We start from the raw sequence: 17,215 nt of genomic DNA, 5'->3' as shown, positions 1-17,215 counted from the left end.
AGTGTCAGAGACCCAGTTCGTCGGGGACGGGAATGTCCTTGTCCAGCAGGTTCCTGGCCAGGAAGTGCTCCACCACGCCGTACCAGACCTTGGCGTGCTGCGGCTGCAGGATCCAGTGGTTCTCGTCCGGGAAGTACAGGAAACGGTGGTCCGTTTCGCCGTTCCCGTCTGCCGCCAGTTGTGACTTGGCGAGCAGCTCGTACCAAAGCCGGAGCCCCTCACCGATCGGGACACGGTAGTCCTTGTCGCCATGGATGACCAGCATGGGAGTCCGGATGTTTTCCACGTGCAGATGCGGGGAGTTCTCCAGCGCCATCTCGGCCGTCATCTCCTTGAGCCAGTACTGCGCGGCGTCGGTGGTGGGACCGAACTGGTCGAGGGCCCAGAGGCTGGCGTGCGTGACGATTGCCTTGAAGCGGTCCGTATGCCCGGCTACCCAGTTGGCCATGTACCCGCCGAAGGAACCGCCCATGGCGGCGGTACGCGTCTCGTCGATGTCCGGGCGCTGCACGACGGCGTCGGTGATGGCCATCAGGTCGGTGAAGGGAGCCTTGCCCCATTCCCCCCAGCCGCGCTGGATGTGCTCCTGGCCGTAGCCGGTGGAGAGGGCAGGGTCCGGGAGCAGCACCGCGTAACCGCGGGCCACCAGCAGCCACGGGTTCCAGCGCCAGGTCCAGGCGTTCCAGGATCCCAGCGGGCCGCCATGGATCCACAGCAGCAGCGGGGCCGGGCTCGCGGCGGACGCGCCCTCGGGCAGGGCCAGGTACGCGGGCACACGGGCGCCGTCGGCCGCCGTCGTCTCCACGCGCTCCAGCGTCCCCGTGAAGTGCGGGCGCTCAGCGGGTGCGGGCAGGCGGACGACGCCGCCGCCGGCGAGGTCGATCCGCACAGGTTCGGCGGGGAATTCGTAGGAGCTGCGCAGGGCGTAGGCGCTGCGTCCGTCCGGCGAGACGACGACGTCGGTGTACGCGGCGGCGTCGTCCGTCAGGCGGAGCACCTGGCCAGCCTGGCCCGGGTCCCCCGCGACACCGATCCGGAATACCGGCGATGCGCCGTCCTCGTCGGCGGTGACCAGCAGGGCCGATCCGTCCGGCAGCCACGCGGCGGGGCGGGCCCAGCGGTCCCAGTCATGGGCGAGCGGCGTCAGGGCGGCCTCGCCTGTTGCCGGGCCGGCGACGTCGAGGAGGTGCAGCTTGACCTGCGGGGCCGCCAGCGGCGTGGTGTCGCTTTCACTGACCACCACCAGGCTCCGCCCGTCCGGACTGACCGGGCCCGGGAAGTAGCTCAGACCTTCCGTGTCCAGCAGAACCGTCCGGGTGCCGGTGGCGACGTCGATGGCGACCAGCACGGAACGTGAATCGGCGTTCGCGAGGGGCTTGGCGAAGCTGCTGTAAATCATCGTGCCGTCCGGGCTGACCACCGATTCGGCGTCCCTGAGCCGGGTGCCGGCGTCGGGCGTCAGGTTGCGGAGCTTCAGCGGCGGCGCGGCGTCGACGGTGGTCGGCTTACCGGCCTCCACCGGCTCGCCGGGTTCGACCGCGAACAGCCGCGGCTGCGCCGGGCCCAGGTCCGCGTCCCAGTAGCGGACGGGGTAGCCGCTGTGCAGGATGGCCGCGACCTTGTTGTCTTTGCGCGCCTTGCGGCGTTCTTCGTCATTGTCCTCGTCCGTGGAGCCGGCCAGCACCGAGGCCGCGACCACCACGGTGTCGGCGTCCTTGGCGGCGTGGACCCCGCCGATTCCGCCGGCGCGGGACAGGGCCACCCGGGCTTCGCCGCCGTCGGCCGGGAGTATCCAGAGGGCGCTGACGGGGTCAGCCTCGGGGCTCTCCGGATCGGGACGGGCCGAGGTGAAGTAGAGGTCGCCGTTGGCGGCAAACACCGCACCCGCCTCCCCCTTGGCGCTGCGCGTGATCCGGCGGGCCTTTTTGACCCCGCCCGGGTCCACTTCCCACAGCGCGGTGCAGTATTCGGTGCCCTTCGCGCCGAGTGTCGCCACAGTGGTGACCAGCCGGTCACCGTCCGGGCTCAGCGTTAAACCACTCACTTTGGGGATGGCGAGGTAGTGGTCCAGATCATGGAAGGGGGTCTCGGGTTGTTCGCTCAGGGTCTCTGAGTCCTTGGCAGCCATGCACCGATTCAACACTGTATGTGGCATCGATCACAGAAAGTTCACTGAGAGTGAAACGGTGCTTTCAGAGTACGAGCGGGCACTCCGGTCTAAGCACGTGCGATCACCGCCGGGACGCGCAGGCGCCACAGACCCGCGTATGAGGCGCTACAGGTCAGCGAATTGACGACGATGGCCGCTACGCCCGGCCCCTTAGCGGCCATCTCTGGCAAATGGCCCAGACACGTGGGGCGCTGGCAGCCCCGGTCCCCAGAACCCCCACGGAGCGCGGCCCGGGAAGAGCAAACGCGAAGGCCCCGCCGTCCTTGACAGGACAGCGGGGCCTTGGTCTTGATGCTTAGACGCTCGGAGCGATCTCCGGGATGCGCGGCTTGGCGTTGCCGGCGAAGGTGAACTTCGCGTCGTCGCCTTCGCCCTCCACATCCACCACCACGATGTCGCCGGAGTGCAGTTCGCCGAAGAGGATCTTCTCGGAGAGCTGGTCCTCGATCTCGCGCTGGATGGTGCGGCGCAGCGGCCGGGCACCCATGGCGGGGTCGTAGCCGCGGGTTGCCAGGAGCACCTTGGCCGCGGACGTGAGCTCGATGCCCATGTCCTTGTCCTTCAGGCGCTTCTCGAGSCGGCCAACGAACATGTCCACGATCTCGATGATCTCGTCCTGGGTCAGCTGCGGGAAGACCACAACATCGTCAACACGGTTCAGGAACTCGGGGCGGAAGTGCTGCTTGAGCTCCTCCGTGACCCGGGCGCGCATCCGGTTGTAGCCGGTCTGGGTGTCCGTGCCGGACTGGAAGCCCGTGGCAACACTCTTGGAGATGTCCCGGGTGCCGAGGTTCGTGGTCATGATGATCACGGTGTTCTTGAAGTCCACCACGCGGCCCTGGGAGTCGGTCAGGCGGCCGTCTTCCAGGATCTGCAGCAGCGAGTTGAAGAGATCGGCGTGCGCCTTCTCCACTTCATCGAACAGGACCACGGAGAACGGACGACGGCGGACCTTCTCGGTCAGCTGGCCGCCTTCCTCGTAGCCAACGTAGCCCGGAGGGGCACCGAAGAGCCGCGAGACCGTATGCTTCTCCGAGTACTCGGACATGTCCAGGGTGATCAGCGCGTCTTCTTCGCCGAACAGGAACTCGGCGAGGGCCTTGGCGAGCTCGGTCTTGCCGACGCCGGTGGGGCCGGCAAAGATGAACGAGCCGCCCGGACGCTTGGGGTCCTTGAGCCCTGCACGGGTGCGCCGGATCGCCTGGGACAGGGCCTTGATGGCCTCGTCCTGGCCGACCACACGCTTGTGCAGCTCATCTTCCATCTTCAGCAGGCGCGAGGACTCTTCCTCGGTCAGCTTGAAGACCGGGATGCCAGTGGAGTTCGCCAGCACCTCGGCGATCAGGTCCTCATCAACTTCGGAGATGTCGTCCATGCCGCCGGTCTTCCACTGGCGTTCCTTCTCGGCGCGCTCGGCAATGAGCTTCTGCTCCTTGTCGCGCAGCGACGCGGCGCCTTCGAAGTCCTGCGCGTCGATCGCGGATTCCTTCTCCAGCTTCATGGCGGCGATCTTCTCGTCCATGACCTTGAGCTCGGGCGGGGCGGTCATGCGGCGGATGCGCAGCCGTGCCCCGGCCTCGTCGATCAGGTCGATCGCCTTGTCCGGCAGGAACCGGTCCGAGATGTAGCGCTCGGAAAGGGCCGCCGCCGAGGCGAGGGCGCCGTCGGTGATGGTGACGCGGTGGTGTGCCTCATACCGGTCGCGGAGGCCCTTGAGGATCTCGATCGCGTGCGCAACGGAGGGTTCCTTGACCTGGATCGGCTGGAAGCGGCGCTCCAGGGCGGCGTCCTTCTCGATGTGCTTGCGGTATTCGTCCAGCGTGGTGGCACCGATGGTCTGCAGTTCGCCGCGGGCCAGCATGGGCTTCAGGATCGAGGCCGCATCGATGGCGCCTTCGGCGGCTCCGGCACCCACCAGGGTGTGGATCTCATCGATGAACAGGATGATGTCGCCGCGGGTGCGGATCTCCTTGAGGACCTTCTTCAGGCGTTCTTCAAAGTCGCCGCGGTAGCGGGAGCCGGCCACGAGGGACCCGAGGTCCAGGGTGTACAGCTGTTTGTCCTTGATGGTCTCAGGGACGTCCCCGCGGACGATCGCCTGGGCCAGGCCCTCGACGACGGCGGTCTTGCCGACGCCCGGCTCGCCGATCAGCACGGGGTTGTTCTTGGTGCGGCGGGAAAGGACCTGCATGACGCGTTCCATTTCCTGCTCGCGGCCGATCACGGGGTCCAGTTTGTTCTCGCGCGCCGCCTGGGTCAGGTTGCGGCCGAACTGGTCCAGGACCACGGAACCGGCGGGGGTGCCCTCGGCCTGGCCGGGGCCGACGCCGGCGCCGGTGGCCTCCTTGCCCTGGTAGCCCGAGAGCAGCTGGATGACCTGCTGGCGGACCCGGTTCAGGTCGGCGCCGAGCTTGACGAGCACCTGGGCGGCAACGCCCTCGCCCTCCCGGATGAGGCCGAGGAGGATGTGCTCGGTCCCGATGTAGTTGTGGCCCAGTTGCAGGGCCTCACGCAGCGAGAGCTCCAGGACCTTCTTGGCGCGAGGGGTAAAGGGGATGTGGCCGGAGGGGGCCTGCTGGCCCTGGCCGATGATCTCCTGGACCTGCTCGCGGACACCGTCGAGCGAAATGCTCAAGGATTCAAGGGCTTTGGCGGCAACACCTTCACCCTCATGGATCAGACCCAAGAGGATGTGTTCGGTACCAATGTAATTGTGGTTCAGCATGCGTGCCTCTTCTTGGGCAAGCACAACTACGCGACGGGCACGGTCCGTAAATCGCTCAAACATTTCGCCACACTCCTAGCTACGACGTACTTTGATGCTACGTGGCCGGGTTCCAGATTTGGGGCTTGTTCGCCACAGGGGAAACCGGAGGGTTTGCGCGCCCCTGCCCGGACCCCGTCCCCGGACGGGGCGGGAACCGTCCGGAAGCCTTCCCGGCGGGCGCAACCGGATGTCCCGGGCGGGACCCTCCGCCCCTTCCCGGCGGGCGCAACCGGACGTTCCGGCCCGGCCCGTCGGCGGGCCGGCGTGCGGTACGGGCGCACGGGCGCACGGGCGCACCGCCGTCGGCATGCAAATGCCCCCGCCAGATAACGGGGGCATTGGCATTTGACTGCGACTTCATTGGGACTTGATTGCGACCTGTTACTGGGTCCTGATACGGCACCCTGACGCGCGGTCCCGGCTAGGAATTAGCCTTTTGGTACGCTTCCTGAATTTCAGCCTGGATACGTCCGCGGCTGTTTACCGCATAGCCGTTGTCCCGTGCCCACTGACGGATCTGGGCAGAGTCCTGATTCCGTCCGCTGGAAATTTTCGTACGCGTGGCGCGTCCGCTTGACGTCTTGCGTGCGTGCACCACAAAACGCTCCACCGCGGAGCGCAGTTCTGAAGCATTGCTTGACGACAGGTCTATTTCGTAGCTCACGCCGTCAAGGCCAAACCGGACAGTTTCGTCCGCGGATCCCCCATCCAGATCATCAACGAGGATGATTTTTACTTTCTGTGCCATAAAGGACTCTCTTTCCAAAGATCGAGCGTTTAGAAAAGCAGGATGTATCTGGAATAAGTATCCTCCGCGTTACAGCAGGGAGTCAAAGCGCAAAACTCTGTTCAAAGGAAAACCACAGGCGGCAATAGGGGACTATTACTTTCCCGGGTAATTAGCCCCCGAGGGCCCGGAATCCTGCTCCTTGGTTTGAGCTACCGCTCGCGTTTCCGCTTCGGCATGGGCGCGGGCTTCTGCCTGCCGCTCTGATTTGTCGGCATTGAATATGGATTTCATGGCAAACCAGAAAAGCAGGCCCACCACGATGGGGGGCAGCAATACGGCGATATAGTCCATGCTCAGTGTCCTTCAGGCTTCAACAGGGGGAAGAGGATCGTTTCGCGGATGCCGGCGCCGGTGAAGAGCATCACGAGGCGGTCGATGCCCAGGCCGATCCCGCCCATGGGCGGCGCGCCGTACTCGAGCGCACGGAGGAAGTCTTCATCCAGCTGCATAGCCTCCACGTCGCCCGCGGCGGACCGGCGGGACTGTTCGGTGAGGCGTTCGCGCTGGATCACCGGGTCGATCAGTTCGGAGAACGCCGTGCCCCGCTCCATGCCGCCGATGATGAGGTCCCAGGCCTCGATCAGGCGGCCGTCTTCGCGGTGCTGGCGGGCCAGCGGCTGGGCGGACGGCGGATAGTTGTAAACGAACGTGGGGTTGAGCAAAGTGGGCTCCACCAGTTCGCCGAAGAGTTCGACGACGAGCTTCTCGGCTTCCCAGCCGGCGTCGACCTTGACGTCGTGCTTGGCGGCCAGTTCCAGCAGTTCGGCAACCGTGGTGTCCGGGGTTACTTCCTGGCCCACGAATTCGGACAGTCCCGGGTAGACGGCCAGCCAGGTCCAGTCACCGTCGAGGTTGATCTCCCCGGCTTCGGTCTGCAGCACGCGGCCCACACCGGCGGCGTCGGCGGCGTCCAGGATGATCTCCTTGATCCGGTCCGCCATGACGAACTGGTCCGCCCACGCCTCGTAGGACTCCAAAGTGGTGAACTCGGGACTGTGCGTGGAGTCCACGCCTTCGTTGCGGAAGACCCTGCCCATGTCATAGACGCGGTCGATCCCGCCGACCACCGTGCGCTTGAGGTAGAGCTCGGTAGCGATGCGCAGCGTCATCTTCTGGTCGAAGGCGTTCATGTGCGTCTCGAAGGGACGGGCCGTGGCGCCGCCGTGAACCAGCTGCAGCATGGGGGTTTCGACCTCGACGTAGCCCTGGCGGTGCAGGGTTTCGCGGATGGAACGGGTGATCGCGGCGCGGGTGTAGACCATCTCGCGGGCTTCGTCGCGGACAATGAGGTCCACGTAGCGCTGGCGGACGCGCGTTTCTTCGTTAAGCCCGGCGTGCAGCACGGGCAGCGGGCGCAGCGCTTTCGAAGCCATGGTCCAGGAATCCGCCATGACGGACAGCTCGCCGCGGCGCGAGGAGATGACCTCGCCCTTGATGAAGACGTGGTCGCCGAGGTCCACGAGGGACTTCCACTCCGCGAGCGCCTCCTCACCGATGTTGGCCAGGCTCAGCATGACCTGCAGCCGCACAGCCTTCCCGTCCACTCCGCCCTCCTGGAGGGTGGCGAAACACAGCTTGCCCGTATTGCGGATGAAGACAATGCGGCCGGTCACGCCGACGACGTCGCCGGTGGTTTCATCGGCCTGGAGGTAGGCGTATTTCTCCCGGATTTCCGTGAGCGAGTGTGTGCGTTCGACACCCACCGGATAAGCCTCGACGCCGCGTTCAATCAGCTTGGCGCGCTTCTCCATGCGGATGCGGGTCTGCTCGCTGGCATCGTGCGGCTCGGCGGCGGTGTTCGGGGCGGGGGTGTTTTGGGAAGTCACAATCCCCAAGTTTACCGGGGATTCCACCGGGGCGGGTTCCGCCCGGCTATGGCCACGGCGGAATAGACTCAGGCTGTGGAGACGCGGAGGATCAGCACCGACGACGGCGAGGGGCACCTCGAGCTGCACTCCTTCCGTCCGGCTGCCGGCCCGGCTCCGGCGCCAGCACCCGCCCCGGGACCCGCGCCAGGTTCGACGCCCGGACGGCCGCCCGCGCCAGGCATCGTCGTCGTGCACGGCACCATGATCACCGCCGCGCTGTACCGCCCGTTCGCGCGGAAGATCAGCCGCCTGTTGGGCCGCCCCGTGCACTGCTACAACCGGCGCGGGCGCGCCGGGTCCTCCCCGCAACCGGCCGGTTACTCGGTGGCCACGGAGGTCGGTGATCTGGCGGCGGTGATGCGGGAAACGGGATCGAGCGACGTGGTGGCGCACAGCTACGGCGGCTTCGTGGCCCTGCAGGCGGCACGGACGGTGCCGATCCGCAGGATGGTGACCTATGACGCGGCCGTGTCCCTCTCCGGAAACCTCACCCACCGCTGGCGGCCCGAACTGGAGCGTTCAGTTGCTGCCGGGGAACTCGACGAGGCCTGGGCGCATCTGGTCCAGGGCATTGAGGTGGGCGGACCGGTATCCAAGCTCCCGCTGGGCGCGCTGCGGATGCTCAGCATCCTCTCCGCCCGGACCAACATGGGCGCCGAGATGCGCAAACTGCTGCCCACCGCCGTCGCGGAGATGCGGGCGGTGCTCGACGCCGACGCCGAACTGGACGACTTCGCAGCCGTGACCACCCCCACGCTGCTGCTCAGCGGCGGCTGGAGCCCGGAGTACTTTACCGAGACCGGCCGGCAACTTGCCGCCGCCGTCCCTTCCTTTGAATTTGCCGTGTTGCCAGGGCAGCTCCATGAAAGCCCGCTCCGGCCCGGGATCCGACTGCCCCGGGCAACTGCGCGTTTCCTCCTTGCCGGCGAAGGACACCTGCGGCCCCTCCCGGCGCCCAGGCGGCGGCTCAAGCTGGGCCACTGACGGGTGCGCCTTACAATCGGTGGGCGACCCTTTCGAAAGGACCCCCTTGGCCAAGCTCTACTTCCGCTACGGCGCCATGAACTCCGGCAAATCTACGGGGCTGCTGCAGGCGGCGTTCAATTATGAGGAACGCGGGCAGCACGTTCTGCTGGCCAAGCCGGACGTGGACACCAAAGGCGACTCCGACGTCGTGTCCCGCCTGGGCATGACCCGTTCGGTGGACTTCCTGATCCCCGCCGGCGCGTCGGCCCGCGAGCTCTTCACCGCCCAGGCCCACGGGGACGATCCCGACGCCCTGCTGCAGCACGTGGACACCCCGCCGGTGGCCTGCCTGCTGGTTGACGAGGCCCAGTTCCTCGAACCGGAGCAGGTGGACGATCTTTTCCGCATCGCGGTCCTGGACAACGTCCCCGTCCTTGCCTACGGCATCCGAACCGACTTCCGGACCCGCGCGTTCCCCGGTTCCCTTCGGCTCCTGGAGATTGCGCACACCCTCGAAGAGCTCAAGACCATCTGCCGCTGCGGACGGAAGGCCATCTTCAACACCCGCCGGATCGGGGACCAGGTGGTCTTCGACGGAAACCAGGTTGCGATTGACGGCCAGGACGTCTGGTACGAGTCGCTCTGCGGCGCCTGCTACCTCGAGGTCTCCGGCGGCCGCCTGGGCAACTAGCGCCAGCGCGCCGGCGCAATGCTGTACCCAATTGAACTGCGGCCTACTGAACTGCGGCTTACTGCACTGCGGCCTACTGAGTTGCGGCTTACTGCACTGGGGCGCGGCCTCGGCTAGGCTCGGAGCATGACCCGCGAGAACATCAGAACCCCCGACGGCGGAACAATCGAGCTTTTCAGCACGGGCGCCGAGCTCGCCTCGGCGGGTTCGGGCATCGTCGTCGTGCCGGCCTCGATGGTGACGGCCGCCGACTACACGCGCTTCGCGCAGAAACTCAGCGCGTCACTGGGCCGGCCGGTGCACACCTTCAACCGTCGCGGCCGCGGCTCCTCCTCCCCGCAGCCGGAGGACTACACCCTGGACGTGGACATCCACGATCTCGACGCCGTCATGAAGCACACGGCCAGCACCGACGTCTTCGGCCATAGCTTCGGCGGGGCGGTGGCCCTGCACGCGGCCCGCACCCTGCCGGTGGAACGGCTCGCCGTGTACGACCCCGCCGTGTCCGTCAACCACAGCGTGACGGCGGACTGGACGCCCGAATACGAGCGGGCGACCGCAGCTGGCGACGACGACCGGGCCCTCGCCGTCCTGCTCAGGGGCTTGGAGACCGGCAGCGCCCTGTCCCGGATGCCGCTGTCCATGCTGACGCTGGCGAACAAGCTTTCGGCGGGCACTCCGATGGGCAAGCAGCTGCGCGACCTGATGCAGACCGGTGTCCGCGAGATTAAGGCGATCATCGCCGCGGACATGCCGGCCGAACCGTTCCTGGAACTGCCGCTGGAGACGCTGATCATCGTGGGCGAGAAGAGCCCGGCATACTTCGGCGTGGCCTGTGCCCAGATCCACGACGTCCTCTCCGGTTCCAGCTATACGATCCTGCCGGGCATGGGCCACGACGGTGTCAACAAGGCGCCGGACAAACTGATCGCAGAGCTCAGCGCGTTTTACGCGGGCTGAGCCTCTAGTGGGCGGCCGGGTGCGGCGCGCCTTCGGTCTTGCGCATCATAGTGGACAGCACGACGGCGGCGACCGCTATGACGGCCGCGGTCAGGAAGGCCGCATGCATGCCGGCAACCATGCCCGAGGCTTCGGACACGAAGGCATAGATCGAGACCAGGAGCGCCGTGCCGGCCGCGCCTGCCACCTGCTGCAGCGTGCTCATGACGGCCGACCCGTGTGAATACAGGTGCGGCGGCAGCGGGTTCAGGCCGGTCGTGAAGGCGGGGGTGAACAGCAGCGCCAGGCCCAGGCTCAGTGCCACATGCAGGGCAATGATCCACCCCACCGGCGACGCGGCGTCCAGCATGGAGAACTGCCAGAGGGACAGCACCATCATGATCGACCCCGTCACTGTCAGCGGCAGGGGCCCGATCTTGTCGAAAACGCGGCCGATGAAGGGCCCCAGCAGGCCCATGGCGAGGCCGCCGGGCAGCAGCACCAGGCCGGTCTCAAGTGAGGTCAGGCCGCGGATCTCCTGCAGGTACAACGGCAGCAGAATCACGGCGCCGAACAACGCGATCATGGCCACAACCAGCAGCAGCACGGACACCGTGAACATCCGGAAAGTGAAGGCGCGCAGGTCCAGCAGGGGTCCGTCGGTTTTCTGCAGCTTCAGCTGGCGCAGGACGAACACCGCCAGGGCCACCACGCCGACGGCCAGCGACAGCACCGCCGGGGTACGGGATCCGGCCTGGCCGCCGCCGATCTGGCTCAGGCCGTAGACGAGGCCGCCGAAGGCCGGGACCGTTAGCACCACCGAAAGGGCGTCCAACCGCGTTTTTTCGGTTTTGCCGATGTTGGTCAAATACTTGGCCCCGATGGCCAGCGCGGCGAGGGCAATCGGCAGCACGAAGACGAACATGAACCGCCAGGAAAAGTGCTGGAGGATCAGGCCGGAAACCGTGGGGCCCAGGGCCGGCGCTACCGAGATGGCGATGCTGACGTTTCCCATGACGGCGCCGCGGCGTTCCAGCGGCACGAGTGTGAGGATGGTGGTCATCAGGAGCGGCAGCATGATGGCGGTGCCGCCGGCCTGGACGATGCGGGCCAGCAGCAGGACTTCGAAGCCCGGCGCGAGGGCGGCCAGCAGTGTGCCGCCGGAAAAGAGTCCCATGGCCAGCATGAAGACGGCACGGGTGCTCAGGCGCTGCAGGATGAACCCGGTGGTGGGAATGACGACAGCCATGGTGAGCATGAAGCCGGTGGAGAGCCACTGCACGGTGGGCGCATCGATGTTCAGGTCCACCATCAGCCGCTGCAGGGCCACGTTCATGATGGTTTCGTTGAGGATCACCACGAAGGTGGCCACCAGCAGCGTGACGATGATGGTGACGGACTCCCGGGACATCTTCGCCGGCGCGGTTGGCGCCGTCGTCGCTGCTGCAGACGCGGCAGGCGCTGCGAGGGCCGGGGCAGCGCCCCGTGCGGGATCGCCGGCGGCGTTGGAAGAGATGTCTGTTGACATGGGAATTCCCTCAGGGAGTTGGGTGTGGGTCCGGTGAGCGTCGGCGCTGCTGCAGATTCCAACAGTCTAGGCCCCGGGGGCATTCCCGTCGCCGGAAAACCAATGTGGGGTATGTGTCAGGAGTTCAGGGGCGCGTTGTCGATGAGGCGGACGGGACCGACCTTGGCGGCGATGATCGCCAGCCCCTCGCCGCGGAACGGGGTGTCCCTGCAGTTTTCCGCAAGGGGCTCGAGGGTGCGCGGATCCACCACTTCGAAGTAGTCCAGTTCCACGAGCGGCTGGGACCGGACCAGGTCCTGCGCGGATTCGATGTCCAGCGGCTCATGCGCGTTGGCGCGCTCCCCGATGAGCCGCAACGCGCGGGAGAGCACCAGGGCGGCCTCGCGCTGGTCCTCGGAGAGGAAGCGGTTGCGGCTGGACAGTGCCAGGCCGTCGGCCGAGCGCACGATGGGCACGGGCACGATCTCCACAGGGAAATTCAGGTCCGCCACCATGCGCTGGACGAGCGCCAGCTGCTGCGCGTCCTTCTGGCCGAAATAGGCGCGGTAGGCCGGCTGTCCGCCGCCGGGCAGGCCGGTCCCCGGGAAGCCATAGTGGAGCAGTTTCGCGACGACGGTCAGCGCGCCGTCGAAGTGGCCGGGCCGGGACGCGCCCTCCCATTTTTCCCCCAGGGGTCCCGCCGTGATCCGTACCAGGGGTGCCCCGCCGGGGTAGACCTCCTCGACGCCGGGCGCGAACGCCAGGTCCACGCCCTCGGCGTCGAGCAGCGCGAGGTCGGCATCGAGCGCCCGGGGGTAGCGTTCCAGATCCGTGGCCTCGCCAAACTGCAGCGGGTTGACGAAGATGCTGGCCACCACGACGTCGTTCTGGGCGACGGCTGTCCGGGCCAGCTGGGCATGCCCCTCATGCAGTGCGCCCATGGTCGGCACGAGCCCCTGGGACGTGCCACCTTTCTGCGCCAGCAGCCGGGCGCTTCCGGCGCGGAGCTGGGCGGCCGTGGTCACGAGTTGGATTGCCATGTCAGGGTCCTTCCGGGGCGTGCGTCCCGTTCTGGTCGGGGCCGCCGAGCGCCTGTTCGATGCCGTCGATTTGTTCCGGCTTCAGGAGTCCGCGGCTTCCTGCCCGGCGGGCTGTCGCCCGGGCCATGGCCAGGTACGCCTCAAGAATATCGCCGGCGGCCCCGCCGTCGTATTCGCGGAGGGCGCCGGCGTGCGCGGCAACCGTGCCGGTGTCGCCGCGGGCTACGGGCCCGGTCAGGGCCGATTCGCCGGAGGCGAGGGCGTTCTCGAGGGTGGCGCGCAGCAGCGGGCCCAGCATCCGGTCCGGGGCCTCGACGCCGACGTCGCGGAGCAGTTGCGAGGCCTGCGCCACGAGCGTGACCAGGTGGTTCGAGCCGTGCGCGAGGGCAGCGTGGTAGAGGACGCGGTCGGCCTCGGCGATCGCGACGGGCTCGGCGCCCATTTCGACGACGAGTGCCTGGGCGATCGGCAGCATCGCGGCGTCGGCCGTGACGCCAAAGGTGCAGTCCAGGAGCCTCGTGAGGTCCAGGCTCATGCCCGTGAACGTCATGGCCGGGTGCAGCGCGAGCGGCACGGCGCCGGCGGCACGGACCGGGTGCAGGATCCCGACGCCGAAGCGCCCGGAGGTGTGCGCCACGAGCTGGCCGGGTTGCCAGGCGCCGAGCTTGGCCAGGCCGTTCACGAGCGGGCCCAGGGCATCGTCAGGGACGGCGAGCAGGACCAGCTCGGCGCGCTCCACGATGTCCTGCACGTCCAGGATCGGGACGCCGGGCAGGAGTGTTTCGACGCGTTCCCGGCTGGCGTCCGAAACGGCGGACGCCCCGATGACAGCGTGCTCGGCTCCGCGCAGCGCCGCCCCCAGGACGGCACCGACCTTCCCGGCGCCAATGATTCCGACGCCGAGGCGTCCTGGTTTAGCCATGATGCGGGCCTTCCTGGGGGTCGTCTGCGGGTGGTGCGGCCGGCTTGGCCGCCGGCTCCATCCAGTGCTCGCTCTTCTGGCGCTTGCGCGCGGCGCGGGCACGGGACGACTGGGCATCGAGCAGGGCCCGGGCTTCGTCGAGGCCGGCCTGGATGAGCCGCGGGGCCACCGGACCTGCCGTGGTGTGCAGGACCAGGTCCGCCACGCGGAATCTGCGGGCGAGCGGGCCCTGCTGCAGGGCCATGGACTGGGTGCGCTGATGCGGCACCACCACGAGGTTCCGCCACCACCGCCCCGATCTCAGGAGCAGGGCGGTCTCCGTTGCCGTGAAGCCGTTGCGCCGCCAGCCCAGCGGTGCCAGGAACCGGGCCCGGCGCGGGCTGGTCACGAAGCCGCCGTCGGTGTCCTGCCCGCCTCCGCTGCCTGGCGTCCCGGCGGCGTCCGCGAGGCCGGTGATCCCTGCGGTGAACACGCCCAGCGGATCCGGAGTGCCTGGATCCGGGAGCACCAGGGCGAGGATTTCCAGGACGTCGGCGAGGGATCCCACCGGAAGCAGCGTGGTCCGGGCTGATCCTTCGCCGGCGCTGGCGGCCAGGCCGTAACCGGCCACATTGACCTGGATCCGGTACCAGCCGAACAGCCGCCACAGCGGCGGCTGGCTGACCTTCAGCGCCTGGATCCTGCCCGGCGGCACGGTCTGCGCCTGTGTGTCCAGCAGGCCGTAGCGCAGCCGGATGCCGTCCGGGGAAACGGCGGCGGTGAAGTTGTAGCCCTTGTTGAACGAGGACCAATAGGAGGCCACGAGTCCGATCGCGGCAGGGATCAGGAAGACCGCGAAGCTCCGGTTTTCGGTGACGGCGGAAAGCAGCACTGAGGCGATGCCGCCGGCCAGGATCACGACGCTTTGTTCGCTCAGGAGCAGCGAGCCCATCAGGCGTGGCGGCGGCACGGTCAACACCACTCGTTCCGGGGCCTCCACGGCGGCGGTCTCGGGCTGTCCCGGCTCCGGCGACGGCGACAGCGACCCGCCGGAGGTGCCTGAGGCGCCTGAGGCGCGGGCCAGGATTGTCGCGCGGAGCTGTCGGGCCTCGTCCGCGCGCAGGTACGCCAGGCGCACGGCGGATTCGCCGGCGTCGGCGACTTCGAACCTCAGTTCAGCGAGTCCGAAGATCCGTGCCAGCAGGGGCTGCACGACGTCGATTGCCTGCACCCGGTCCAGCCTGGCCTGCCGCTGCTGCTTGAAGAGGAAACCAGTGTTGACGCGCACGTAGCCGCCTGCGACCTGGTAGCGGGTGAAGTACCAGCTCAGGACGTAACCGAAGACAGTCAGCAGCAGCAGGATGCCGCCGCCGGCCAGCAGCCACGGCGCCCGTCCGGCCAACCGCTCGTCAAAGAGCGGGCCACCCTGAAGGAGACGTTCGAAACTGTCACGTCCAAAAAAGAACAACAGTGCGGCCAGCGCCACCCAGCCGCGGACAAAGGGGGACGCCGGGTGCACGCGCAGCCAGACGTCGTCGGCGGGTCCGCCGGCGTCTGCCGTTCCGGCGGCGATTCCGTCGCCGGCGGGTCCGGCGCCCTGCGGTGTCAGCGCCATCCCGTCACGCTCTTCCCGTCACAGCCCGGCCAGCCGGGCTTCGCCGCGGGCGGACAGCTGTTCGCGGAGCCTGGCCCCTTCGCTGGCGGGCAGGCCGGGAATCTCGGCGCTGGTCGCGGCTGCGGCGGTGTGCAATTTCAGGGTGCACAGGCCCAGCGGACGCTCGACCGGGCCCACCGAGATGTCCACGTACTGCATCCGCCCGTAAGGGACCACGAGGGTGCGCTGGAAGAAGATGCCCCGCCGGATCAGGAGGTCGTCCTCCCGCTCGGCGTAGCCGATCGAGCGCACCTGCCGGGGAATCAGCACGAGCCGCCACAACGCCAGAAGCAGCCAGGCGGCGGGAATGGCGATGCCCAGCCAGACCGGCGGCCAGGTCCACGCGCCGGCAAGCACCAGGACCAGGGGAAGCGACAGCAGGGACACCGCGATCAGGTTTCCCAGCGCCCACCCGGCGAGGCGCACCGTGACGTACTTCGGGGACACCCTGAGCCAGTCGATGCCCGGGGGATCAATCGCTTCGGTACGCATATTCGCCTTCCGCCGAGGGCTTGCTGCGCTTTCCCTGCACGCCGGGCCGGGATTCGGCCTCGCCGTCCTCGGGCGGAATCCGGCAGAACCGCTCGACGACGAGCCCCACGATCACCATGATCAGCCCGCCGCCGGCCATTGCCAGGGCCTGCCAGGTGAGGTCCTGGTTGCTGCGCAGGTTCCACAGCCGCAGTTGCTCCAGCACAATTCCCGCGTGCCAGCCCAGCAGGACCGTGCCGGTATAGGCGCAGGCCTGGGCGAGGACCAGGGTCCAGGCCGCCAGGATGGGGTTGAGGATTTTCTTCTTCTTGCCGTTGCGCCACCGGAGCACGCGGATGCCCAGCACCAGGGTGAGGGCCACGATCACGCCCATGGTCAGCAGCCCCGTCAGCGGCAGCACCGGGGAGGCCAGGCCGTAGCGGCCCGAGAGCATGGTGGCGAACCAGCCGGCCACGGCCAGGACCACGCAAATGGCCAGCAGGAGCAAGGGGCTGGTCAGCTTCACGGCCGCTCCGCCGCGCCGGACACGCCGGAGCGCCCTGTGGCTGCGATGTCCGCGCCAGCGGTGCTCTGGAAGCCGTCAAACGTGGCGAGGTCGCCGAAATCGGCGGCTTTCGCGGCGAGGTCGCCCACGCGTTCGCCGTTGAGCTCCGCCGCGGAATCGATCAACGACCACGGGTAGAGCACGAACGCCCGTTCCGCGGCCCGGGGGTGGGGCAGGGTGAGCTCCGGGTCGGAGCTCACCACGTCCCCGTAGGTGATGATGTCCACGTCCAGGGTCCGCGGCCCCCACCGGACCTCGCGCACACGCAAATGCTTCTGCTCCACGGCGTGGCAGTGCTCCAGCAGGGCGCGCGGCGGCAGGGACGTCTCGACGGCAATCACCATGTTCAGGAAGTCAGGCTGGTCGGGCGGGCCACCCACGGCCTTCGTCTGGACGATCGGCGAGATGGCCAGCAGGCGCACCTCCGGCGGGTCGACGAGGTCCGCGACGGCGGCAGAGAGCGTGTCGCTGCGCTCCCCCAGATTGCTGCCGAGCGCGATCACGGCGCGGGTGTAGAGCGGGCTCACGGCCGCCTCCGGTGCACGCTGACGGAAACGTCGCCGAAGTCGACTTCGATTGGGGCCTTGGGCTTGTGCACGGTGATGTCCACAGCGGCCACCGGAAATTTCTGCAGCACGTCCTCGGCAATCCGCACGGCGAGGGCCTCGATCAGGTTCAGCGGAACACCCGTGATCCAGTCCCGAATGCAATTGGCCACTTCGCCGTAATGCGCCGTGTCCAGGACGTCGTCGGAAGTCGCGGCCTTGCTGAAGTCCAGGTGCAGCACCGCGTCAACGACGAACGGCTGGCCGTCGCGGCGCTCGAAATCGAACACACCGTGATGGCCGACGGCGGTGACGCCGCTCAGCGTGATCTGGTCCATGGC

The 17,215-nt window shown here is 67.9% G+C and carries 16 protein-coding genes; 3 read left to right on the top strand and 13 right to left on the bottom strand.

The annotated features are described in order from the left end of the window. Window positions 1–4: 4 nt before the first annotated feature. The 5 genes from AC1D2F_RS01640 to lysS form a co-directional block, all read right to left on the bottom strand. A complete protein-coding gene (locus AC1D2F_RS01640; RefSeq protein WP_476966054.1) occupies window positions 5–2,128 on the bottom strand; it encodes a S9 family peptidase in 2,124 nt (707 codons plus the stop codon). Window positions 2,129–2,465: 337 nt separating this feature from the next. Next, entirely contained in the window at window positions 2,466–4,958 is a 2,493-nt protein-coding gene (locus AC1D2F_RS01635; protein WP_229994130.1) for an ATP-dependent Clp protease ATP-binding subunit, read from the bottom strand. Between the two features lie 400 nt (window positions 4,959–5,358). Further along, a complete protein-coding gene (locus AC1D2F_RS01630; protein ID WP_229994129.1) occupies window positions 5,359–5,685 on the bottom strand; it encodes a histone-like nucleoid-structuring protein Lsr2 in 327 nt (108 codons plus the stop codon). Window positions 5,686–5,820: 135 nt separating this feature from the next. Next, window positions 5,821–6,018, bottom strand: a complete 198-nt coding sequence (locus AC1D2F_RS01625) for a hypothetical protein (protein ID WP_229994128.1) — start codon at window positions 6,016–6,018, stop codon at window positions 5,821–5,823. A 2-nt stretch (window positions 6,019–6,020) separates the two neighbouring features. Further along, complete coding sequence (lysS, locus tag AC1D2F_RS01620) at window positions 6,021–7,553, bottom strand: lysine--tRNA ligase (RefSeq protein ID WP_229994127.1); 1,533 nt, start codon at window positions 7,551–7,553, stop codon at window positions 6,021–6,023. A 75-nt stretch (window positions 7,554–7,628) separates the two neighbouring features. On the opposite strand from lysS, the gene AC1D2F_RS01615 reads away from it, so the two are divergent. From AC1D2F_RS01615 to AC1D2F_RS01605, 3 genes are all read left to right on the top strand, one after another. Then, window positions 7,629–8,579, top strand: a complete 951-nt coding sequence (locus tag AC1D2F_RS01615) for an alpha/beta fold hydrolase (RefSeq protein ID WP_229994126.1) — start codon at window positions 7,629–7,631, stop codon at window positions 8,577–8,579. Window positions 8,580–8,625: 46 nt separating this feature from the next. Further along, window positions 8,626–9,252, top strand: coding sequence for a thymidine kinase (locus tag AC1D2F_RS01610; protein ID WP_229994125.1), 627 nt, complete (start codon window positions 8,626–8,628; stop codon window positions 9,250–9,252). 126 nt (window positions 9,253–9,378) lie between these two features. Beyond that, the gene (locus tag AC1D2F_RS01605; protein ID WP_229994124.1) at window positions 9,379–10,212 is read left to right on the top strand and encodes an alpha/beta fold hydrolase; all 834 of its coding nucleotides are present in this window, start codon (window positions 9,379–9,381) and stop codon (window positions 10,210–10,212) included. A 4-nt stretch (window positions 10,213–10,216) separates the two neighbouring features. Here the strand turns inward: AC1D2F_RS01605 and AC1D2F_RS01600 are convergent, their stop codons facing one another. From AC1D2F_RS01600 to folB, 8 genes are all read right to left on the bottom strand, one after another. Then, entirely contained in the window at window positions 10,217–11,719 is a 1,503-nt protein-coding gene (locus AC1D2F_RS01600; RefSeq protein WP_476966053.1) for a DHA2 family efflux MFS transporter permease subunit, read from the bottom strand. A 116-nt stretch (window positions 11,720–11,835) separates the two neighbouring features. After that, window positions 11,836–12,738 carry a pantoate--beta-alanine ligase gene (gene panC, locus AC1D2F_RS01595; protein WP_229994122.1) on the bottom strand — a complete coding sequence of 301 codons (903 nt, stop codon included), beginning with the start codon at window positions 12,736–12,738 and terminating at the stop codon, window positions 11,836–11,838. A gap of 1 nt (window position 12,739) precedes the next feature. After that, complete coding sequence (locus AC1D2F_RS01590) at window positions 12,740–13,660, bottom strand: Rossmann-like and DUF2520 domain-containing protein (protein WP_364746891.1); 921 nt, start codon at window positions 13,658–13,660, stop codon at window positions 12,740–12,742. Further along, window positions 13,653–15,254: a PH domain-containing protein gene (locus tag AC1D2F_RS01585; RefSeq protein WP_229994120.1), complete on the bottom strand. Its 1,602-nt coding sequence runs from the start codon at window positions 15,252–15,254 to the stop codon at window positions 13,653–13,655. Before AC1D2F_RS01585 ends, AC1D2F_RS01590 begins: the two co-directional genes overlap by 8 nt. A gap of 18 nt (window positions 15,255–15,272) precedes the next feature. Further along, window positions 15,273–15,785 carry a PH domain-containing protein gene (locus AC1D2F_RS01580; RefSeq protein WP_229994119.1) on the bottom strand — a complete coding sequence of 171 codons (513 nt, stop codon included), beginning with the start codon at window positions 15,783–15,785 and terminating at the stop codon, window positions 15,273–15,275. After that, entirely contained in the window at window positions 15,766–16,290 is a 525-nt protein-coding gene (locus AC1D2F_RS01575) for a DUF3180 domain-containing protein (RefSeq protein WP_476966052.1), read from the bottom strand. Before AC1D2F_RS01575 ends, AC1D2F_RS01580 begins: the two co-directional genes overlap by 20 nt. After that, window positions 16,287–16,856, bottom strand: a complete 570-nt coding sequence (gene folK / locus AC1D2F_RS01570) for a 2-amino-4-hydroxy-6-hydroxymethyldihydropteridine diphosphokinase (protein WP_476966051.1) — start codon at window positions 16,854–16,856, stop codon at window positions 16,287–16,289. Before folK ends, AC1D2F_RS01575 begins: the two co-directional genes overlap by 4 nt. Beyond that, window positions 16,853–17,212 carry a dihydroneopterin aldolase gene (gene folB, locus AC1D2F_RS01565; RefSeq protein WP_476966050.1) on the bottom strand — a complete coding sequence of 120 codons (360 nt, stop codon included), beginning with the start codon at window positions 17,210–17,212 and terminating at the stop codon, window positions 16,853–16,855. Before folB ends, folK begins: the two co-directional genes overlap by 4 nt. Between the last annotated feature and the right edge of the window lie 3 nt (window positions 17,213–17,215).

Source organism: Arthrobacter sp. P1_B3, from assembly GCF_056406615.1.
This window is presented reverse-complemented; position numbering and strand designations above follow the sequence as displayed.